We start from the raw sequence: 20,647 nt of genomic DNA, 5'->3' as shown, positions 1-20,647 counted from the left end.
GGAGTTAAGAGTTAATAGTAAAGAGTGATGAATTAAAACTTTCCTAACTCCTAACTTCTAACTCCTAACTCCCAACCCTGACTCCCTGTTTGAAAAATTGTTATAAATGAGATTCCTACCATGACAGTTAGTAATATCGTGCAAGGCATTTGGGCGTTTTCCGCCACTGGTTTGATTATCTTAGTTTTACTGCATAGCCCTAAAGGTGATGGCGTTGGCGCTATTGGCGGACAAGCCCAGCTATTTAGCAGCACCAAGAGTGCAGAAAACACCTTAAACCGAATTACTTGGGCATTGACAGTAATTTTTCTCGGTTTAACAGTAGTTTTAAGTGCTGGTTGGCTACCTAAATAAGGATAGGTCAATGGGGACAAGAACCCAACATCCCATACTTAACACCTTAATAAATTTAATTTCACAACGATTAATTACAGCTCTTGCCTTTTTTATTGGCACAGGGCTGTTAATAGTTTTTACTAATCTCCAGTCGAGTGATGGGTTTACAAGAATACCAAAATCTCTATATTCAGACTTAATAATCTCTCTCCCTCCATCATCTCCCCTAAAACCCCATCCCCTACCGCCCACACTTGCACAGTGGCAAGATAGCACAAACAGTGGTGACTACTTTTCCCAAGTCACAACAACTCAAGTAGGTTACTTAGTTTGGTCGCAATTTCCGATTCGAGTTTACGTAGAAACACCAAGAGCCATAAGCGAAAAACAAGCTCAAGCATGGATTAACGCTGTATTACAGGGTGTGCAAGAATGGAGTACTTATTTACCTTTAACAATAGTTGAACAGCCAGAAATTGCTGATATTACGATTGTGCGAAAAGCGCCACCTCTACAAATTTCCCCTGGTAGTAATATACCTCGTGCGCGATCGGCACAAACTACTTACGAGTTATACACCAGCAACAAAGTTTTATCCCACCGCTTCACCATCTTGTTAAGCCCCAGTCAAACAGGTGAGTATCTCATTGCAGCTACCCGCCACGAATTCGGTCATGCACTAGGAATTTGGGGCCATAGTCCGCTACAAACTGATGCACTATATTTTTCCCAAGTTCGTCAACCGCCGCCTATTTCTTCTAGAGATGTAAATACTTTAAAGCGTGTTTATGAACAGCCAACCACTTTAGGATGGTCTTTAGCGGATAATTAAAAGAATCCAGCGCCTACAGAGGGTTTTGTGCCGTAGGCGACTGGTGTTAGCGTAGCGGTAGCGACGTAGGAGCGTCACCCGAAGGCAGGTTCCCGACGCTCGACAGCATTTGCCTAGCATCTCATAGAGAAGCGTTAGCGACTGTGAGTAAGTCTGACTCGTTAACGCTGCGCTATCCGTTGTTAACAACTGGCGTTTCCTACGCTCTACGACTTAGTGGTAGAGGTCGTTGTGCTAAAACTTCTTTATATAGTTCTTCCAGCAGAGTAATATTTTTACTAAGGGTATAGCGGTCTAATACACGCTGTCTGGCTTTTTGCCCCAGTAAGGTTGTTAACTCTGGATGGTCTTGCAATACTGGCAAGAGGGTTCTTAATTGCGATCGCGCTGTTTTAGTATTAATAACTATACCTGCGCCCTTTTCCAATACTTCTCCATCTGCACCCACATCTGTTGCTAAACAAGCCAACGCACATGACATTCCTTCTAACAGAGATAGGGACAAACCCTCTACCAATGAAGGCAAAACAAATACATCTGCGCCCCGCAAAATTTCAATGCGTCGGTCTTCATCAGCTACAAATCCCAACCAGATAATGCCGTATTCTGAACCATAAAATTGCTCTAAGGAAGACTTTAAAGGGCCGTCGCCAACAATTAGCAACTTAGTATCAGGCCCCATTGCAGACTGCTTCCAAGCCCGGAGGAGGGCTTCGACATTTTTCTCTGGTGCTATTCGACCCTGATAGACAAACAAACGTTCGGCTTTAAATTCTGTTTTGACTCTAGAAAGTCCTGGAGAATACTTAGCAGTATCAACACCGTTGGGAATTACAGCAATATTTTCTTCCCGCACGCCCATCCGTGCCAATAATTCTCGCTGTATTTGAGAAAAAACAATCACGCGATCGTAGTTAACTAAAAAAGGTGCGTAGAGCTGATAAGCCAAAAGTTGTGTTCCCGATATCAGCTTTGCCCCCTTGCCAGCAAACGGTGTGTGAAAAGTTGCAATTAGGGGCAACCTCAGTTCCTCACAGATTTCCGGTAGAACAAAGTCTAGAGGAGATAGCGTTAAGGAAGCATGGACTATATCTGGCTTGATTTCCCGCAGCGAATCGGTTAAAAGTTTGGTCGCTTTAAAAGTGGGAATTGTATAAACCTGGGACTTGTAAATAAAAGGGAGCGAAACCTCTCGAAGATTTGGCCAATTGTCAGGTTCAGATTCTTCCTGGGCGAAGTGAAGAAAGCTAACTTGATGTCCCCTATCTAGCAAGGCATTTGTAATTTCTCGACTGTAGGTGACATTGCCGCAAAAGGGTGATTTTTTTCCAATCCAGGCTATACGCATTCTTTATTTAACTGTAAGAAAAGCGGGTTTGAGCTATTACTTGTGTGTCCTTCGTGATTTTTATCTTATCTAGCTATACTTGCTGGTTTTTTTAATTATTACAGACTCCCAACACAATGCAGTTTAAAAAGCCTATTTTAAGCTGATTAAACCAGTGGATTTATGGCTTTATTTATTCTACTTATAAGTTGTTAATTTCTGATACTTAAACAACTTAGTCTGACTAATGTCAGATTGATATCCGGCAAGTATGTGATAAATTTTCACTGACCACAGTTTACCATGAACATAAAAGCTTTAAGGAAATTAGTAATCACTTCAACGTAATGAATAATAATCCCTGTTAGCTGATAACTACTTATGTGAGTTATACCAGGTTAATATGCCTCCTAAAAAGACGATCGCAGCTAATCCCAAAAAAACTACCTGTAATCCCAGAAAGGTTTCTGCTACACCTGCTAATGCCAAAGGTAGGGAGAGGGCAATATTAATTACATTGTTCTGCAAGCCAAAAACTTTACCACGCATTTCTGGAGGTGTTTCTGTTTGGATCGCTGTTTGCATCGGAATTCCCACTAGCGCCCCAAAAATACCTAATAGCGCCACCAGTAACAGGACTAGCCACAGTTGGGTTGTAAATATTGATAGACCAATCAGGGATGCTGCCATGCCCATACAACCGTACAGACTTAGCTGGGTGTAGGAGAAGCGTTGACCAAATTGACCAAGAATTGTTGCTCCAGCCGCGATGCCAACACCGCCGGCTGCTAGTAAAAAGCCGAACTGGGAGGCTTTCATGTTGGGAATTATTTCTGCCATGCGAACGGCTAGAACAGTTAATGCTGCAAAAACAGAAAATAAGATAATCAGCTGAAGTAAAGCATTGCGGACACGATGATTTGCTTTAAGGTAGGCAAAACCATCTCGCAAATCAGAGAATACGTGAGGGAATTCTGTATCGGGGTGGTAGTGTTTTTCCTTAGTTGCGAGGAGGAATAAAATTATTCCCGCGATCGCATAACTACCACCTACTAAAAATTCTTTGCCCAAACTACCACTACCACCAATTTGCAGCCAAAGTCCATCGGCGATCGCTAACAGTGGTTCCCCGACAGCAAACCCAACAATCACCGATGCCATCATCGTTGTCGTATAAAGCGAATTTGCCGAGAGTAAATCCTGTTCTTCTAATATTAAGGGAATTGCCGCCTGTTCTGCCGGTGCAAAAAACTGTGTCAGCGTAGAAACTAAAAAAGTCACACCCAGAATGATTAAAAAACCAACTGGCAAAACTCCTATGGGTTTCCAATCATGAGTCAACCACAGCAAAAAGGGAATTGACAAAACCAAGATACCGCGCCAAATATTAGTTGCCACCAGCACAGCCTTTTTCGACCAGCGATCGACAAACACACCAGCAACGGAGCCAAACAATACGGCTGGAATCGTAAAAGCCATCATCAAGGCTGACACCCAACCACTAATACTTTGATTACTAGCCTGAAACTGAGTATTAATCAAAGCAATCATCAGCACTAAATAAACTTTATCTGCTAGTTGCGAGAAAACTTGACCGCCCCAAAGAGCCAGGAAATTAGGATTTTTTAATACAGGCAAAAACCCTTGCTGTTTGATATTTCCTGAAACAGCTTCTCCACCAGAACCAGATCCATTTAATGTTGGTGGTTCTTTTTCTGAAATAGTAGCAACGGGCATTTGCCCGTTGCTATTTCCTTGGGCAGTGGTTAATTCGTTCTCAGATTGTGTTTCTGATTGACTTGGAATATCAGTTTTTGGGATCTGGTCTGTCCAATTTTGATCGTTATTAGAAACGTCTTTTGGGGACATTTCTTGTCCATTTATTTGACTAGGTGTACACTTTGAAACAGTACTCAAGTGATTCTTGACTGTAGAATCTGATACCCTATTCTGTTTTTTGGCAAGGCTTGGTGACAAAGGCAGGATTTTTTTATCCAAATCAGACGGTTGCATCATGGTTGGCAGCAAAATAAGAGTCGATCAAGGTAGCAGAGCGAATAGGGCGACCTAATTGATACTGAGCATACTGGCGCAAAATCTGTTCAACAGATAACCAGTCATGATCTCTAGCACCATCAATTTGCATTATCTCTGGTTGTGACAGATGTTGAAGCAAAGCCAGTTCCATAGCACCCGGACGACTAGAAATCACAGGTATTTCTTGTCGATGCACAACAACTGTTTGGGAGCCAGGTTTTGGAGGTAATGGGATAATGGGGTGATTGGGTGATAGAGAAAAAGATGAATTTCTTTGTATCTCCCTTTCCCTCTCACCCTCTCTTCGCAAACGTTCCCAAGCTTCTAAGGAAACCGTTCCACCCGCAGGGATACTAAATCCTACCTGCCAGTTTGGGTCTGTAAAGTTTGGCTTGAGGAGGTTTCCAGATAGGCAACAGACTTGCACTTGCGGCGTTACTCCTGCTAACGCTAAAAGGTGAAACACCCCATGAGCCAGATGAGCCAAAACCCCAGATGGATTTGCACTAGATAACGTCTCCAACCGATGGAGATGTTCATTGAACAACTCATAAAGTTCTTCTTGGGGTTGTTCGCTCAAAGCTTGACACAAGACTATTTCTGCTAAATACTGACTGGCAGCTAATTTTCCCAAATCTTTAGCTAAACCAGGATAAGTTTTTAACGTCTGTGCTTGGGTAATTTTATCAAGCGATCGCCCTTTCGCAATCAATAGTTCATTCACAACAAACATACCACTCCTGCCGCCCAGGCTGGAGTTGTGCTTGCGTGCCCCTGGAGCTACTGCTCGAATCAGACCGAATTCTGGTGTCAAAATCGTCACTATTTTATCCGATTCTCCCAGCACTTGGGTTTTAAGATTAATTCCCGTTGCTTTGTAGGTTCTACTCATTAGTCATTAGTCATTAGTCATTAGTAGTTATTAGTCATTAGTCATTGCTTAAGGGTCATTAGCTTAGGACAAATGACAAATGACAAAGGACAAAGGACAAATGACTATTCACCCTTTCCCAGGTTATCGCGCTGGCGGATCAAATCGATACCGCGAGATGTGCCTAATCTAGTAGCACCCGCTACGATTAAGTCTAAAGCTTGATTGATAGTGTGGATACCACCCGAAGCCTTAATTCCTACTCTTTCTTTTGCAAATTCCTGCAAAAGTCGTACATCTGCCACTGTTGCACCACCATTCCAACCTGTACTAGTTTTTAAGAAAGCCGCTCCGGCCTCCATAGCTATTTCGGCAGCTATTTTTTTTTCTGCATCTGTCAACAGGTTGGTTTCCAAAATTACCTTGACAGTTTGCCCAGTCTCTTCGCAAATTTCGGCAATCTCCCGGTGGACTTCTTCGGTTTTACCAGCTTTCAACCAGCCCAAGTTTATTACCACATCCAACTCAGTGGCCCCATTATCCGCCGCTTGTTGAGCCTCATACAGTTTCACTGCTGAAGTCGTCGCTCCAGCAGGAAAGCCAATCACCGTACAGACTTTCGGGTTCTTGCCGTGCAGGAGTTCGACTGCTTGTTTGACATAGGCGGGAAATAGGCAAACCGCCGCAAAATTGAATCTGTATGCTTCTTCACACCACTGCTCAACCTGCTCAGGTGTAGCAGTTGGCATTAAGAGGGAGTGATCGATAAATGGCGCAATATCAATGTTTGGATAGTCTGCTGCCATCGTGTCTTCTGCCAGTGATTGATTATTAAACTTTATAAAAAATTAAAACATTTCTTATATATATTAAACCATATCTATTACAAGTTTATTCTGAAAAGAAGCTGCTGACTTTTCTAGGATGTCAGCTTTGTATATGTCGCGGAATTATTGTAAGTGTTTAAGTTGACATTAGACAGTATTAAGCTTAGAAATATCAATACCATTTTTCACACCAGTTCCTAAAAAGTCCAAAATAGTTTTAGCTAACGCTTTCGATGCCAAATAAGGTACGCCATTACTAATAGTTTTAAACATATTCGTGAGCGACATATTTTCTGGAAGTACAAAAGTTGCAGGCAAAGATTGTATCGCTAAAGCTTCCGCCACAGATATTCGCCGGATTTTATAGGGATGCAAATGTACTTCATTATTTCCATAGCAAGCTGTCGGAGAATAACGCCATCTATGCAGACGCTTGAAAGACTTTTTAGAATCATCTCCTTCATCAATAGCAGCGAATCGTGTGATACCTGCCCTTGGTTGAAAACAGTTCTCAGCATTGGGATGCTTTAGTACATTATTTTTTCTAAACCAGTATTCAACTGTTAATTCTTGAGGTATGCCGTCAGGGCAAGGGATAATGGAATCTTCTTGGAATGGTTCGCACTGACGCCAAGGATAAGCAAAAACCTTTGCTTGAGGATATAAAATATGATTTTTCCAAGGAAAAGCCTCTTCAGGTAGGAACTTTTCACTACCGAATTGTATTCCTATATCCTTGATAAAACTATTTTGGAAGCCAATGAGAATAATTCTTTCTCTATCCTGGGGTACACCATATTCGATAGCATTAATTAAGCGCTCTGTTAATATATAGCCTGCTTCCAGTAATTGTTGCTTGAGCGATTCAAAAAATAAACGGTGCTTTTTTGTTCTCCACAATCCCTTAACGTTCTCAAACAAAAAGAAATCTGGAAGATTGCGGCAAATTAATTCAACGTAAGAAGCGGAAAGCTTGCCATTATCTCCTAAACCTCCTCTATTTTTCCCGCCAATAGAAAAATCAGGGCAGGGAGGCCCCCCAATGAAGCTGACAATATTATGAGATTTACGGCAGTCTTGTACTAGCTCCCGGAGGTGTTGTGTTTGTAACCCATCAAGAAGTTGGGTTACATCTCCTACTTCTCCATCATGATACCCGTATTCTGGTAACGGTAGATTGAGAACCCGCCGTGAATAGCGGTATGCAGCCATGAATGGGGGAAAGATTTCATTGACGTAAACAACCTTAAAACCGTTGGTTTCAAAACCTAAATCTAGGAAACCTGAACCAGCAAAAAAGGAGAAAATACAAGGGCGATCGCTCATTCAATAATTACTGCCGTAAAACAGTCTTAATTAATATCGAAATACATAGGGTTTATACTTACGTACTGATCAAAAATGAACAATTTTAAGATTGGTTCAATAGTCAAAAAATTCACACTTCCCCTAAGTGTTTAATATCAAAGTTTACTCAATCTTTAAGGAAAATACCTGACAGAAAAAGAGTCTGAAGTCACAATTAATAAATATAGGAGTTTTCAAACTCCAAATCATGTTTAAGACAAATATTTGTCATGAAATAAAAAACTGCGGTACTTCAAACTAATTTTTATGCGAATTTTAATTTACTCCTACAACTACTATCCAGAACCAATTGGTATTGCCCCACTGATGACTGAATTAGCAGAGGGACTAGTGAAACGTGGGCATCAAGTGCGCGTAGTTACCGCTATGCCCAACTACCCTGAACGTCAGATTTACCAGGAATATCGGGGCAGGTGGTATCTCAACGAATACAAAAATGGCGTTCAAATTCAACGCAGTTATGTTTGGATTCGTCCCCAACCCAATCTATTAGATCGGGTGTTACTAGATGCGAGTTTCGTTGTCACTAGTTTTGTGCCCGCCCTCGTCGGTTGGCGTCCAGATGTTATCCTCTCAACATCGCCATCCTTGCCAAGCTGTGTACCAGTTGCTCTTTTAGGATGGTTACGTGCTTGTCCTGTAATCTTAAATCTACAAGATATATTACCAGAAGCAGCCGTCCACGTCGGTCTACTGAAAAATAAATTACTTATAAAGTTATTTACAGTGTTGGAAAAATTTGCTTACCACACTGCCAGTAAAATTAGCGTTATCGCGGATGGGTTTGTGGACAATTTGCGATCTAAGGGCGTAGAAGCTGACAAAATTGTGCAAATTCCCAACTGGGTTGATGTCAATTTTATCCGCCCTTTGCCTAAACAAAATAACCCTTTCCGCGCCGCACATAACCTGAATGGCAAATTTGTAGTACTTTATTCTGGCAACATTGCCCTAACCCAAGGCTTAGAAAGCGTTGTCAAAGCTGCTTCTGTGTTGCGCCATATCACAGATATTGTTTTTGTCATCGTTGGAGAGGCAAAAGGGTTACAGCGATTGCAACAGGAATGTTTAGACTGCGGTGCAGATAATGTTTTGCTACTGCCATTTCAACCCCGCAAATATTTGCCACAAATGTTGGCAGCTGCCGATATTGGCTTGGTGGTGCAAAAGAAAAATGTTGTATCCTTCAATATGCCGTCAAAAATTCAAGTGCTACTTGCCAGTGGACGAGCTTTGGTTGCTTCTGTCCCTGATAATGGTACGGCAGCAAAAGCTATCAGGCAAAGTGGTGGCGGAGTTATCGTTCCTCCAGAAGATCCCCAAGCTTTAGCAATGGCAATTTTAGATTTGTATCAAAACCCCGAAAAAGTCAAAACTCTGGGTTATAAAAGTCGCCAATATGCCGTTGAAAACTATGCTTTTGAGCAAGCTTTAAATCAGTATGAGTCGTTGTGTTACTCATTGACGGCAGAACGTGGAGCAATTCAGTCCACAAGAATTACCAAACAAGAAGTTTAATTTACAGCAGTGGGCTTAGATTAGACAAAGTGCTAAACTCAAAACCCTAACGATTCTGCTTCAGTTGCTCTGGCTGTTGCAGCATAATTTTTGTACGCTGTTTACGGTGGGCTGTACTTACTTATACCAATTCTCTAAAATCAGGCTACAGATGAGATAATAAGATTTAATGAGATGAAGGATGTCCCATGTCAGGGGTATATCAACTAGAAATTAAAGAGACTGAAGAAGAACTCAAAAAGTTACTAGCGATACAAAAAACTGCAAGTTGTAAAGAAAGAGTGCAGTTAGTGTATCTACTCAAAACAGGGCATGGTCAAACAATTTCTCAAACCGCAGAAATGATTGGTCACAACCGAGTCACACTACCCAAGTGAATTCGACAGTAGAAAGCAAGTAGAATTGAAGGACTATTAAAAGAAAAATCTTCACTCTAGTTGACTAAGAGTAATTTTAACATGGGCAGAACAGCACTTTCTAAAAAATTACAAGAACCACTTGGATTTAATGGTTATCAAGAAATTGTCGAATGGCTCTCACAAAACTTGGGAGTAAATAGTTGCTACAAGACAGTACACAAGCTTGTTTATTACCGTTTGGAGTCATGCCTTCAAGTACCACGCCCCAGTGTTTAATTAGCTCAAAAATTAGAAAGCGATCGCTCTATTAAATTAAGTCCCGACAGGTTAAGGCGGGTACTTAAAAAAAGGGGATCATTGGGAAGCGAGTCAGGAAGAGCCATAAAGGAAAACAAGACTCTGTAGTACGGGTTGAGAAGCAAGCAGACCTAGATATGTTGGAATTATTTGCTGCTACCGGAGAAATAGACCTCAAGTATTTGGATGAATCAGGGTTTTGTGCATGGAGTGAGCCAAGTTACTGATTAAATTTTCGTTACACACTTATAAATTTTCCCGCCGACTTACTTACGTGCTGCTCTCTACGCTGAAATTGGGAAATTAACAAAATCAATTATTGCATCTATTGCTCCAAAGCAATATATTTTGGTGGCTTTATCTGTAGCCAACTTTGAGAGAATTGGTATAATTTTGATTTACAAACATCTGTAACAAATAATCACGAAGTTGGTATCTTGGCTAATTCCCTCAATCGTTTAATTTTGGAAGTTCAGCAACTCATCACAGTTCAAAATGATGCTAACGAACAGCTAGAAGTATACAGCTAGGTATTAGAAGAGAAAGTACGCGAACGAATACGGGAGTTAAGTGAGAAAAATCTCAGCTTAAAGTTGGGATTAGAGGAATTGCGGTGTACTCAAGCTCAACTTGGAGAAACTGAGTAAAATAGCGAGAAAACCTGAAAAATTAATTTTTTTTGGCTGTAAATAGCTTAAACTTTTCCCCAAATACTCAATTAATCCCCAGTGGAGCAAACACTATTTTCACTGGAAATTCTTGCTGAAATAGCTAATGTTTAATTTATCACTACAACAATAGCCATCCGCAACTGCTGATTGCTAATGTCAAAATCTAAGCAGTCAATTATCAAACTAGGACAGGTCGGCGGCAATAAACCTACCATTTCATTACAGCCAGAAAGCCCAAAATTAAAACATGCGTGACTTTTGACTTTTGAGAGCTAGTTGCTTCTGCCTTGGCGTTAGCCTCTCTCTTTGGGAGAAGGGAACCCGCGCAACGCACTAGCTCCTTTTGACTTCCGCCTTGCAGTACTAGCCCCCATAGACACCCGTTTTTTTGTTAGTATTCAAAAAAACCTATTGACACATTTTCAGATCAATTGTTTGTGATTTGTAAGTAAATGTAAACAATTGTTTCAAAAGAAAGCACATGAGGTTTAATGACTGATTATTTCCAAGGAAATTTCCCATTACAATCTGTCCCACTGACGAAAAGTGTGGCAAAGAGCCACGCCCATACCGAAGAGGAGAGCGGAAAATTAGCTGCAACGATAGCCGCTGCTGGATCAGACCGCAAAGCGGGTGAGATTATATTGCTCAAAGTAGCAGAGGTATCTTACCTAGCTGATTATTTTGTAATGATGACTGGCTATTCTAAAGTACAAGTCAGGGCGATCGCTCAAGCAATTGAAGGAAAGGTCGAAACTGAGTTGCAACGGCGTCCCATTAGGACAGAAGGAAAAGTTGAGGGGAGTTGGGTACTACAAGACTACGGTGATGTGATCGTTCACATCATGATGCCCAAAGAACGAGAGTTTTATAATTTAGAAGCGTTCTGGATTCATGCAGAGCGTATTTCCCTTCCAGAATCTGATGAGGGTGAGGGTAAGCCAACATGATTAGGTCTTCGGTTTCAAATTGCCCAGTTCCTACAGACCAACAACCGCTTAATGAGTACGAAGAGTTAAAAAATTCCTGGCTGTTTCGTGATACCACTTTAGATTTGCGCGAGTATATCACGAAAATAGCTTGGATTTGGAGTTTATCTTGGTTGGTCGCAGGACCTGTGGCAGCAGCAAGTTTTGCTCCGAACAAGTATATTGCACATTTTATCCTCTGTGGTGCAGCAGCAGCGAGTGTTGGCGTAGTGCTGGCACTGGTAAGGTTGTACTTAGGCTGGTTCTACGTGTGCGATCGCCTTTGCAGTCCCACAGTCTTTTATGAAGAGTCAGGCTGGTACGACGGCCAAACTTGGACAAAACCACAGGAAATCCTCAACCGCGATCGCTTGATTGTCGCATACGAAATCAAACCTATTCTACGGCGGTTACAATTTACCTTTGCTGGGTTGGCGGGAATGTACGTTATTGGTACTATAGTTTGGCATTTGTTTTAAAAAGTCATTGGTCATTAGTGATTAGCTAAGGATTAATGATTAATGACCAATGACTAATTAATTAAAAAAGGTGATAAATATAAACCCATGACAATGGGAAAACGAACTCAAGCCACAGCACTGGAAGTCCGGTTGCTGCGGGAAGGTATTATTGAATCTAGGCATATAGTCCAGGCTGTTGTATGCGACGAACGAGGACGGGTTCTAACCGTTGCCGGGAATTCTGAAACTGCTGCATTTATCCGTTCAGCGCTCAAACCATTTCAGGCACTCGCAGTCACCACCACAGGTACACTAGAACGCTATGACCTCAGCGATCGCGACTTAGCAATTATCACAAGTTCCCATAAAGGAAGAATAGATCAAGTCCGACAGGTATTTAACATCCTTTGGCGAGCTGATCTTGACCCAACTATACTCCAGTGTCCAATTCCTGAAGATAAGCACAGTCCTTTGGAGTACAATTGCTCTGGTAAACATGCGGGAATGTTAGCTGTTTGTCAGCAACGCCGTTGGCCCTTGAATAACTACTTGGATCGCAAGCACCCAATACAGCAGTTGATTTTGGGCAAAGTAGCAGAATTGCTGCGAATGCCAGCTGAAGAATTTATCAGCGCTCATGATGACTGTGGCGCACCAACTTATCTGATGCAACTTGGTCACATGGCATCTTTATATGCACTGTTAGCCTCTAGTACTAATCTGGATATGGAGCGCATTGTCCGTGCTATGACTCATCACCCCGCAATGGTCGCTGGAGATGGAGAATTTGATACGGAACTGATGCGCTTAACTCCAGGAGAACTGGTTAGTAAAACTGGTGCTGAAGGAGTGCAGTGCATTGGTAGACTCGGTGAAGGCTTGGGATTGGCAATCAAAGTCATGGATGGGGCAAAACGAGCAAAATACGCCGTGGCTATTCACTTACTCCAGCAAATGGGTTGGATTAGTCCCAGCGCCGCCGAAAGCCTCTCAGAAAAATTTGTCACCTTGGGAAAATACAAGCGTTTAGAAGTAATTGGAGAATTATCATTTTTGTAGTTGCCAAACTCTTGACTATAGGTTATGATGAAAAAGTTAAGAGCGACGCGGGATAGAGCAGCCTGGTAGCTCGTCGGGCTCATAACCCGAAGGTCAGTGGTTCAAATCCACTTCCCGCCACCAAATAAAAAATAAAACAAAAACCCTACAATCAGTAAAGATTGCAGGGTTTTTATTTTATTTTGATCTATTCTGGAAGAAATAGCCATCTAAAAGGCGCAAAGAATCATGGTTGTGAAGTTGCAGCGACCAATTTTAGTGGGAGGATTGGGACTGTCCTTTTCTCTGTGGATGTTGGACAGTTGGCACGATTCTATAGTGCAGGTAGGTGAGTTTGGTTTATTGAGTGCCTTAGCTGTAGGCGGTGGTTTGTGGTTATTCCAGAAAAATCGCCCGAAAGACAGTTTAGAGCAGCTAGATGGTATGGTGGTGGAGCGGGCGACTGTAGAAAGTGCGATCGCTAAAACTGAAACTGTAATTAACCAACTGGCACAAGAAGCAGAAAACCACACAGCATTAGAGACACTCAGAAAACAAGTTGCCCAATTGTTGTTGGAGTTAGACAGACAAGAAATTAAAGTTGCTGTGACTGGCGGTAAATCCGTGGGTAAAAGCACTTTAATTAAAGTGCTAAAAGAAAATGTCGAGACACGAAATTTGGTGTCTCTAGAAGAAACAGCACCTTTATTTAGAGAAGCAAGTGACAATTCAGATGCAGCTGTTTTAGCAGAAGTGGCAAAATCTGATTTTGTTTTGTTCCTGACAAACGGTGATTTGACAGACTCAGAATTTCAAGCCTTACAGCAGCTAAAAGCAGCAAATCAGCCCACAATCCTGGTTTTGAACAAACAAGACCAGTATTTAGCTGATGAAAGCGCCAGCGTCTTTAGTCAATTAAAACAGCGAATGCAGGGAAATGTAGTTGCAACTGCGGCCTCTCCTATTCCCATCAAAGTCCGAAAGCATGAGACTGATGGTTCTGTGCAAGAGTGGATGGAACAACCAGCGCCAAATATCCAGCAGTTGACCCAGCAGTTGGGTGAAGTTTTGACACAGCAGGGACAACGGCTAGTTTGGTTAACAACCATGAGAAAAACAGAGTTGTTGAAAACTGACGCGAAAAACTGGTTGAATGGAACCAGACGCGATCGCGCTACCCCAATTATTGAACAATATCAATGGATAGCTGCTGCTGCTGCCTTTGCTAACCCAGTACCAGCCCTTGATATCCTAGCAACTGCAGCAATTAATGCTCAGATGGTAATGGATTTGGGTAATATCTATCAGCAGAAATTTTCCTTGGAACAGGCGCAAACCGTAGCTGGAACAATGGGAAGTTTGATGCTGAAACTGGGTTTAGTTGAACTTTCTACGAATGCTATTAGTACTGTTCTAAAAAGTAATGCCGTTACCTTTGTAGCTGGTGGCGTAGTGCAAGGAGTAAGTGCAGCTTATCTGACTAGGGTAGCAGGGTTAAGTCTAGTTGAGTATTTCCAACAGCAGGAAATAGCAATAGATTCTGGCACTGGTTTGAATTTGGAGAATTTGCGGCAAACCTTACAAAAGGTATTTGGGCAAAATCAGCAGATTGGTTTTTTGCAAGGTTTTGTTAAGCAAAGCATGAAGCGTTTGTTGCCAGAGGTGCAGCAGGTTGAATTAGTTGGTGTTGAGAAGGCAGTAGGATAATCTCATACACAGGATTACCAAATTTTAGATTTTAGATTTTGGATTTTGGATTCAATAATTCAAAATCCAAAATTTAAACTTTGTTTCAAGCTCCCAATTTTAAGCTAGGATCAAAAATAAATAAACATCTTTGTTTCAAAAAAGATGATTTATCAATATGGTCAATCTAAAATCTAAAATCCAAAATTGGCTGACAGTCGCTTAGTGCTCTAGGTAAACCTAAAATTTACCCAAGCCTAAAAATAGGCTTGGGTGTATCTAACAATTATTGTGATTGAGAGTTAACAAAAAATTGTGAATAAGGGTAGTTAGCTAAACAGCACCACTGTTTCTATTAAACAGAATAGCTATAGTTTTGAAAATTAGCTTTAAATCGTACACCAAACTCCAATTTTTTTGATACTGCAAATCTAGGCGAATTACATCTTCAAAACTATGGACTGTAGAACGCCCGTTTACTTGCCATTCGCCAGTCATACCAGGTTTTACATCTAAACGTTGCCACTCCGGTACTTCGTAGCGTTCCACTTCATCGGGTGTCGGTGGTCGAGTGCCTACTAAACTCATCTCTCCTTTGAGGACGTTCCAAAATTGCGGTAATTCATCAAGACTAGTTCGCCGTAAAAAGCGCCCTATTTTAGTAATTCTGGGGTCATTCTCATTCTTGAAAAAAGCACCTTGGACTTGGTTTTGAACTTGGGATTTCTTCGCTTCCGCATCCACACACATAGAGCGGAATTTCCAAATTTTAAACCGTTTCCCCATCCAACCACAACGGATTTGACTAAAGAAAATGGGACCGGGATCATTAAGTTGAATAGCGATCACAATCGGAATAAATAAAACTCCTGTAATTAATAAACCGACCACAGACCCCACAATGTCTAACAACCGTTTCATCCAAGATGCCACAGAAGGGTGAGTAGTGGGTAACTGCTCTACTTTACGGGAAGTTGTCTTCCGATTATCTACTAAGTCTTCCTGTTTGATTAGCGGCGCATCATCTACAAGTTCTAAGGGAAAAACCTGATCCAATCCTGTGAGTTTTAGGACTGCCATTACTTGAGGTGTTACATTCCGCAGTGTTAATGTAATCCCTTTAGTCTGGGCGTATTTAAAATTACTAACCAGGGCACCTAAACCACTACTATCCATAAAAGTAGTTTGGTGAAAGTCAATGATGATTTGCTTGGGATGTGAATTGGGCTGGATTAAGCTTTGGCAGGTTTGCTTAAAGCCTAAAGCCTCCAGCACGCTCAACCGCTTAGGCACCTGCATTATAGCCGTGTCGTTTAGGGAATTAACTGGAAAATCGACCTCTGTCGGTTGGCTAGTCATGAAGCTCTGCACTTTCGTTGCCATGTATAATGTAATCTGCCAAACATTATTTTGTCCTAAAAAATTACTTAACCTAATATTGGAATCAGTAGTAGTAAGGACTAATTGCGATTTACTGGGGCTGAGATTGGAGATCGCTAGCGACGATTCACAATAGAACAAGAAGCCAAAAAAGATCCTTGTTGTTGTGCCGACGCAGCGCGATCGCGTTGCTCTCATCAAATGATTGCTAAAAATACGGTTACACCTAGCGCACGCCTGATTGAAATCTTTTCTGCCATTCAAGGGGAAGGACTAAATGTAGGGACGCGTCAGATATTTATTCGTTTTGCTTTGTGTGATTTGCGCTGTCAATTTTGTGATAGTGCCCACACTTGGAATGCACCTGCTAGTTGTCGGATAGAGCGATCGCCTGGATTGCGCGACTTTGAAATCCACTCTAACCCTGTCTCTCTACCCATACTAATTGAATGGGTTGAACGACAAAATGTACCTTCTCTACACGATAGCATTAGCTTAACTGGAGGCGAACCACTTCTTCATGCCCTATTTTTAACCCAGTTTCTACCCGAAGTGCGAGCCATAACTGGTCTACCTATATACTTAGAAACTGGCGGACATCGCCCAGAACAACTGGCAATGATTCTCCCTTACTTAGACTCTGTAGGTATGGATTTAAAATTGCCCAGTGTTAGCGGCGAAAGTCATTGGCAAGAACATGCTAAATTTCTCCAATTATGTCATGACTCATATTTAAATGTTTTTGTCAAGATAATTGTGTCTCAAAACACAGATCCAACCGAGTTGGAACGTTCAGCTTTGCTGGTGGCAGAGGTTAGTCCAGATATCTCAGTATTTTTACAACCTGTTACGCCTTTAGCAGTATCTGAACAATTCTCTTCAATACCTGTGCTTGCCCCTACGGCTGATCAAGTTTTGACGTGGCAAGCTTTGATGAAGGGCTTTCTCAAGCATGTACGTGTGATCCCTCAGACGCATAAAATGCTGAACCAGCTGTAAAATTTGAGTTTGATAAAGATGTAGTCAAGAAAAAAGTAAGATTTTATGAAAGGCAGTTAAAAGCAAAACACTCTTTGAGGGATATTTCCGCAACGCTCATAGAAAAATTACCTAACAGGCGAGATCGCCCAATTACAAGCTTTTATAGCACTTAGCCCAGATGCTTGCCACACAAGAGAAGTGTTGGCATTCAAACTGATTTAAGCTGTTCTACATTTAAATTGCATATACTGGGCGGGCAGGATGCCCACCCTACAAGAGTTATATTTAAGCTTAGATGCGTTTACCCGGATATCGTAGACTATTGCAAAAGTACACGATTAATTTTTTTCGCTGCTTTCATAATTTACAATTTCAGTTCATAAATTAGTGAGCGAGCAACCGGATTCTCCGATCGCTTTTCGGGATCACTCCATAGTGTAGCGTTATAAAATTGAACTGATTTTATTTGCTGGAGAGTAGGGTAATTACGGCTGATTGTTTCCCACAGGGAACTGACCTGTTGCTCTTTCTCAATTGCAGTTTTCGTCTTTTTAGTTGGGTAAAAAACATTCCTAGCTAAGGTATTAAACTTTACAGGTCCCATTTTTTTCTTAAAGTCTTTTAAATCAAAGCTGAGAAGCGTACCCGTTGTACTTACAGGAACAACTTCCAGGCTTTCTACTTGGGGGCCTAAAATTACCGAAAACGTTGGATAGCAGGCAAGTGGCCAAGCCCCTGTTCTTCCACTTAAACCCAGTAGGCTATTGCCAATAATTAATGAAACAGCGAAAACTGTCAGTACTTGCGAATAAATCGGCAGTTGGAAATTTCGTTTTTTAGTCTCAGGAATCTCAGCTTGAGGCCGACTACAAGTTCGAGAATCAGCAACACGCCGATAAATACGTTTACCAATCTCTGGTATAGGCCACACATACAGCAAAGGTAAAATCAGCCAAAAAATAGGTATGCGTGGTGCTAGGACACGATATGCGTAGTAACCCTTCCATGACTTTCTTTGGAGAACTACGTGCATATCAGCCAATAGGGCCTGGTAATCTAACCAAAGAAGATTGTGGGTGGTTAGGGCTTCATTATTCAGCGCATTGACAAATGTTAATCGGCCAAAAATATCAAATACTTTTAAACTTGCAATTGTCCGACGACAAAGTTTACAATTGCCGTCGTATACAACATACATATCTATGGGAAAAAGCCGATTTCCAATCCATTTAAAAATAGCATACCAATCAAAGAAAGCCACGTAGCAAGTTTGGAGAAGTAAGAATTTAATATGCATTGCTAGACCAATCGTATTATGCAAAAGCAGCCCTCCAAAAGCTGCTATGTATCTAGTTGTAGGTAAGAATACTAGAAAAATAAAACCTAATTCCAAACAGATTGAGCCAATAGCTGACAGGCGAGATAAGACTGGATATCCATCTAATCTTAAAAGCGGGTTCCAGCCATCTACTTGATACCACTCAAGCCATTTAGAAAATATTTGATACTTGAGATTGTCACTGAATGCCCAATCAAAACCGGATGTCCATAATTTATGAAATCCTGGAAAGAAATAAATGATCCCAAATAAAATCCAGATAAAACGTAACGGTAATGCATAAATCCTAGAAAGACCAGGAGGTTCTATTTGACCGCGATCGGCTCGTTTCCAGGCCATGAAAATAGCATCCAATGACAATACATCGGCACATCGACTAAGGCCGAGAATCGCAGCAAACCATAATAAATGATGGTAGTGGTCAACTTTACCAAAAAATTGGGGAATACCCAAAACGTAGAAACTGAAGATTACGGTCAGCCATGCTGAGGTACGAGTAAAAAGCCCAATCATGGCTGTAAATGAACAAATAATTAATAGCCAACAAGCTGTCTGAGCTAGTGCTGCATTTATTGGAATATGAGAAAATAGCCACTTTGAACCCAAAGGTATAACCAGAAGGTCTTTAGGGAATTGACTTAGCCACACAACTTTAGAGAAATTGTGATTAACTTCCCCAAATATAGTTCCAAATAGAAATATCCGAAATATAGCCAGGTTGATGGGAGATGTTGTTCCTGTGAAATATTCTCGAATTGTTTTTATGACATTAGTGCGTTTTTGCACTCCCAAAATAAGGATTTGAATACAAATACCAATAAAGATGATTCTTGAAAGTTGGATTCGAGTTGCTACTTGATTGGGAAATATGAGATACATCAACCAAATAGCTATAGGCCATACAATAGCAAAATATGCATGAAAAAATACAGTTTTATGATGTTTATACAGGCTCTTTACTTGTTCTTTTAAAGATGTGTTGAATTCCATGAAATTGATACCTCCACTGCTGAATATTTGAGTTTTTACTTATGTTGTTTAACTTTACTCTTATTAAGTTTTGAATAATTGTTGTGCAAATCTTGGTTAGTAATACCATGAAATAATCTGACTAGCCAATACTTACCGACTTGAAAGCGGTGTTTGAGGGTTGGCATTCGCAGCAGCAGATAAACTAATCGGCGAGTAATGTGGGCTAAACGTCCCTTCAAATTGATGAAGCCGAGGCTAGAGACAATCGCTGTGTTTGTGCCCAGAGTGAGCATTTCTCCCAGATGGAGATAGTGAAAGTAGCGCAGAGATCGCTTTGTAAGAGATGCTCGCAGGTTATAAGCTGCACAGCTTGCCTGTTGATAAGCGGCTTGGGCTGTGGTCGGAATTTGTTTTCCTCGTCGCTCACGGATATCGGCTAAATCTCCCAGGGCAAAGACTTCTGGATGATCTACAAGTTGTAGTGTAGGACGAGTCAACAGTTGACCTTGACTATTTTGTTGATAACTAAGATGCTGCAATGATTGGCTAACGCAAGTCCCAGCAGTCCAAAGCACCAAGTCTATGGGGAGTGTTTTGATGTGACCCTGATGTTCCAGGATAATGTAGTCAGAACCAATAGATTGAATGTTGGTTTTGAGGTCTATTTTTACTTGACGCTCTGCTAATGCCCGATGGGCTGTTCTTTGGCTAAAGGTTGTGAAAGACTTTAAAAGTTGTTCCCCCCGTTCGATGAGGTGTATGTGACCTCGATCCTGCAAGCGGTCAGCCAGTTTGCCCGCTAATTCTACACCACTTGGGCCACCACCTGCGATCGCGACTCGAATAATTGGCTGGTCAGAAGCTTCTAGAGATCGCAGTTGTTCATCAAGCCGTTCTGCATCAGCTAGTGTGCGAAAGGAGAAAGCATGAGTAGCAGCACCAGGAACCATTTCTAACGAGGCTTCTCTTCCAACTGCCAAAACAAGGCGATCATAGGTCAAAACTTGCCCATCTTGCAATTGCACTTGGGAATTATTCAAATCAATCTGCTCTACTACACCTCGACAAAACTGAATATCAGTACCTAGCAGCAATTTCAAATAAGGAGGTGCAATTTCCCATAACTGGAGTTCTTGAGTAAGTAACTCGTAGAGGAATGGTGTAAATAGAAAGCGATCATTTTGATCTACCAGAGTAATCTGGGGTTTTGGCGATCGCTTCCAAGACAATTTCTCTAAGTGCAAGGCAGTGTATATCCCAGCAAATCCACCACCCAGAATACATATTTGAGCAGGGGTCACAGTCATAAACTTTCATTATCTATAGGAAACTATCCCACTAATAAAAAAGTATGGTAATCTACTTCTCAACAAGGAGGG

Annotated in this window: 18 protein-coding genes and 1 tRNA gene; 10 read left to right on the top strand and 9 right to left on the bottom strand. The window is 41.4% G+C overall.

Annotation, left to right across the window (positions count from 1 at the left end):
- Window positions 1–120: 120 nt before the first annotated feature.
- Together secG and ACFE90_RS16080 are read left to right on the top strand one after the other, a co-directional pair.
- Window positions 121–354 carry a preprotein translocase subunit SecG gene (gene secG, locus ACFE90_RS16085; RefSeq protein WP_109011945.1) on the top strand — a complete coding sequence of 78 codons (234 nt, stop codon included), beginning with the start codon at window positions 121–123 and terminating at the stop codon, window positions 352–354.
- Between the two features lie 10 nt (window positions 355–364).
- Window positions 365–1,168 (top strand): peptidase, encoded by an 804-nt coding sequence (locus ACFE90_RS16080; RefSeq protein ID WP_375502160.1) that lies wholly within the window; start codon window positions 365–367, stop codon window positions 1,166–1,168.
- On the opposite strand, the gene ACFE90_RS16075 is transcribed toward ACFE90_RS16080, so the two are convergent.
- The 6 genes from ACFE90_RS16075 to ACFE90_RS16050 all read right to left on the bottom strand — a co-directional run bounded on the left by ACFE90_RS16075 (window position 1,154) and on the right by ACFE90_RS16050 (window position 7,556).
- Complete coding sequence (locus ACFE90_RS16075; protein WP_375502158.1) at window positions 1,154–1,357, bottom strand: hypothetical protein; 204 nt, start codon at window positions 1,355–1,357, stop codon at window positions 1,154–1,156. The genes ACFE90_RS16080 and ACFE90_RS16075 overlap by 15 nt on opposite strands.
- Window positions 1,358–1,367: 10 nt before the next feature.
- Window positions 1,368–2,516, bottom strand: a complete 1,149-nt coding sequence (locus tag ACFE90_RS16070) for a glycosyltransferase family 4 protein (RefSeq protein WP_375502156.1) — start codon at window positions 2,514–2,516, stop codon at window positions 1,368–1,370.
- Window positions 2,517–2,870: 354 nt separating this feature from the next.
- Entirely contained in the window at window positions 2,871–4,508 is a 1,638-nt protein-coding gene (locus ACFE90_RS16065) for an MFS transporter (protein ID WP_375502172.1), read from the bottom strand.
- On the bottom strand, window positions 4,495–5,424 hold the full coding sequence (gene recO / locus ACFE90_RS16060; protein WP_375502154.1) for a DNA repair protein RecO: 930 nt from the start codon (window positions 5,422–5,424) through the stop codon (window positions 4,495–4,497). Before recO ends, ACFE90_RS16065 begins: the two co-directional genes overlap by 14 nt.
- A 104-nt stretch (window positions 5,425–5,528) precedes the next feature.
- Window positions 5,529–6,209 (bottom strand): deoxyribose-phosphate aldolase, encoded by a 681-nt coding sequence (gene deoC / locus ACFE90_RS16055; RefSeq protein ID WP_375502152.1) that lies wholly within the window; start codon window positions 6,207–6,209, stop codon window positions 5,529–5,531.
- 168 nt (window positions 6,210–6,377) lie between these two features.
- Entirely contained in the window at window positions 6,378–7,556 is a 1,179-nt protein-coding gene (locus ACFE90_RS16050) for a DNA cytosine methyltransferase (RefSeq protein ID WP_375502150.1), read from the bottom strand.
- A 288-nt stretch (window positions 7,557–7,844) separates the two neighbouring features.
- On the opposite strand from ACFE90_RS16050, the gene ACFE90_RS16045 reads away from it, so the two are divergent.
- The 7 genes from ACFE90_RS16045 to ACFE90_RS16015 all read left to right on the top strand — a co-directional run bounded on the left by ACFE90_RS16045 (window position 7,845) and on the right by ACFE90_RS16015 (window position 14,617).
- The gene (locus tag ACFE90_RS16045; RefSeq protein ID WP_375502148.1) at window positions 7,845–9,116 is read left to right on the top strand and encodes a glycosyltransferase family 4 protein; all 1,272 of its coding nucleotides are present in this window, start codon (window positions 7,845–7,847) and stop codon (window positions 9,114–9,116) included.
- Between the two features lie 188 nt (window positions 9,117–9,304).
- The gene (locus ACFE90_RS16040; protein ID WP_375502146.1) at window positions 9,305–9,493 is read left to right on the top strand and encodes a hypothetical protein; all 189 of its coding nucleotides are present in this window, start codon (window positions 9,305–9,307) and stop codon (window positions 9,491–9,493) included.
- A 1,441-nt stretch (window positions 9,494–10,934) separates the two neighbouring features.
- Window positions 10,935–11,393: a ribosome silencing factor gene (gene rsfS / locus ACFE90_RS16035; RefSeq protein WP_375502144.1), complete on the top strand. Its 459-nt coding sequence runs from the start codon at window positions 10,935–10,937 to the stop codon at window positions 11,391–11,393.
- Window positions 11,390–11,890 carry a CGLD27 family protein gene (locus ACFE90_RS16030; RefSeq protein WP_375502142.1) on the top strand — a complete coding sequence of 167 codons (501 nt, stop codon included), beginning with the start codon at window positions 11,390–11,392 and terminating at the stop codon, window positions 11,888–11,890. Before rsfS ends, ACFE90_RS16030 begins: the two co-directional genes overlap by 4 nt.
- Before the next feature lie 87 nt (window positions 11,891–11,977).
- Window positions 11,978–12,931: an asparaginase gene (locus tag ACFE90_RS16025; RefSeq protein ID WP_375502140.1), complete on the top strand. Its 954-nt coding sequence runs from the start codon at window positions 11,978–11,980 to the stop codon at window positions 12,929–12,931.
- 46 nt (window positions 12,932–12,977) lie between these two features.
- A tRNA-Met gene (locus tag ACFE90_RS16020) sits at window positions 12,978–13,054 on the top strand.
- Between the two features lie 105 nt (window positions 13,055–13,159).
- Window positions 13,160–14,617 carry a YcjF family protein gene (locus ACFE90_RS16015; RefSeq protein ID WP_375502138.1) on the top strand — a complete coding sequence of 486 codons (1,458 nt, stop codon included), beginning with the start codon at window positions 13,160–13,162 and terminating at the stop codon, window positions 14,615–14,617.
- 312 nt (window positions 14,618–14,929) lie between these two features.
- Here ACFE90_RS16015 and ACFE90_RS16010 read toward each other — a convergent pair whose 3' ends face one another.
- Window positions 14,930–15,979, bottom strand: coding sequence for an anti-sigma factor antagonist (locus ACFE90_RS16010; protein WP_375502136.1), 1,050 nt, complete (start codon window positions 15,977–15,979; stop codon window positions 14,930–14,932).
- Window positions 15,980–16,177: 198 nt separating this feature from the next.
- On the opposite strand from ACFE90_RS16010, the gene ACFE90_RS16005 reads away from it, so the two are divergent.
- Window positions 16,178–16,975: a 7-carboxy-7-deazaguanine synthase QueE gene (locus ACFE90_RS16005; RefSeq protein ID WP_375502134.1), complete on the top strand. Its 798-nt coding sequence runs from the start codon at window positions 16,178–16,180 to the stop codon at window positions 16,973–16,975.
- 346 nt (window positions 16,976–17,321) lie between these two features.
- Here the strand turns inward: ACFE90_RS16005 and ACFE90_RS16000 are convergent, their stop codons facing one another.
- Both ACFE90_RS16000 and ACFE90_RS15995 read right to left on the bottom strand, forming a co-directional pair.
- Complete coding sequence (locus ACFE90_RS16000; RefSeq protein WP_375502132.1) at window positions 17,322–19,286, bottom strand: DCC1-like thiol-disulfide oxidoreductase family protein; 1,965 nt, start codon at window positions 19,284–19,286, stop codon at window positions 17,322–17,324.
- Window positions 19,287–19,321: 35 nt separating this feature from the next.
- Window positions 19,322–20,575, bottom strand: a complete 1,254-nt coding sequence (locus ACFE90_RS15995) for an NAD(P)/FAD-dependent oxidoreductase (protein WP_375502130.1) — start codon at window positions 20,573–20,575, stop codon at window positions 19,322–19,324.
- Between the last annotated feature and the right edge of the window lie 72 nt (window positions 20,576–20,647).

The organism is uncultured Nostoc sp. (assembly GCF_964245445.1).
Classification (GTDB): domain Bacteria; phylum Cyanobacteriota; class Cyanobacteriia; order Cyanobacteriales; family Nostocaceae; genus Nostoc.
The sequence above is the reverse complement of the archived record's forward strand: the minus strand, read 5'-3'. Positions and strand labels throughout refer to the sequence as shown.

Excerpts from the sequence above, each read along its gene's own strand:
- secG (WP_109011945.1), top strand. The coding sequence starts at position 121 with ATGACAGTTAGTAATATCGTGCAAGGCATTTGGGCGTTTTCCGCCACT.
- ACFE90_RS16080 (WP_375502160.1), top strand. The coding sequence starts at position 365 with ATGGGGACAAGAACCCAACATCCCATACTTAACACCTTAATAAATTTA.
- ACFE90_RS16070 (WP_375502156.1), bottom strand. The coding sequence starts at position 2,516 with ATGCGTATAGCCTGGATTGGAAAAAAATCACCCTTTTGCGGCAATGTC.
- ACFE90_RS16065 (WP_375502172.1), bottom strand. The coding sequence starts at position 4,508 with ATGCAACCGTCTGATTTGGATAAAAAAATCCTGCCTTTGTCACCAAGC.
- recO (WP_375502154.1), bottom strand. The coding sequence starts at position 5,424 with ATGAGTAGAACCTACAAAGCAACGGGAATTAATCTTAAAACCCAAGTG.
- deoC (WP_375502152.1), bottom strand. The coding sequence starts at position 6,209 with ATGGCAGCAGACTATCCAAACATTGATATTGCGCCATTTATCGATCAC.
- ACFE90_RS16050 (WP_375502150.1), bottom strand. The coding sequence starts at position 7,556 with ATGAGCGATCGCCCTTGTATTTTCTCCTTTTTTGCTGGTTCAGGTTTC.
- ACFE90_RS16045 (WP_375502148.1), top strand. The coding sequence starts at position 7,845 with ATGCGAATTTTAATTTACTCCTACAACTACTATCCAGAACCAATTGGT.
- ACFE90_RS16040 (WP_375502146.1), top strand. The coding sequence starts at position 9,305 with ATGTCAGGGGTATATCAACTAGAAATTAAAGAGACTGAAGAAGAACTC.
- rsfS (WP_375502144.1), top strand. The coding sequence starts at position 10,935 with ATGACTGATTATTTCCAAGGAAATTTCCCATTACAATCTGTCCCACTG.
- ACFE90_RS16030 (WP_375502142.1), top strand. The coding sequence starts at position 11,390 with ATGATTAGGTCTTCGGTTTCAAATTGCCCAGTTCCTACAGACCAACAA.
- ACFE90_RS16025 (WP_375502140.1), top strand. The coding sequence starts at position 11,978 with ATGACAATGGGAAAACGAACTCAAGCCACAGCACTGGAAGTCCGGTTG.
- ACFE90_RS16015 (WP_375502138.1), top strand. The coding sequence starts at position 13,160 with ATGGTTGTGAAGTTGCAGCGACCAATTTTAGTGGGAGGATTGGGACTG.
- ACFE90_RS16010 (WP_375502136.1), bottom strand. The coding sequence starts at position 15,979 with ATGGCAACGAAAGTGCAGAGCTTCATGACTAGCCAACCGACAGAGGTC.
- ACFE90_RS16005 (WP_375502134.1), top strand. The coding sequence starts at position 16,178 with ATGATTGCTAAAAATACGGTTACACCTAGCGCACGCCTGATTGAAATC.
- ACFE90_RS16000 (WP_375502132.1), bottom strand. The coding sequence starts at position 19,286 with ATGGAATTCAACACATCTTTAAAAGAACAAGTAAAGAGCCTGTATAAA.
- ACFE90_RS15995 (WP_375502130.1), bottom strand. The coding sequence starts at position 20,575 with ATGACTGTGACCCCTGCTCAAATATGTATTCTGGGTGGTGGATTTGCT.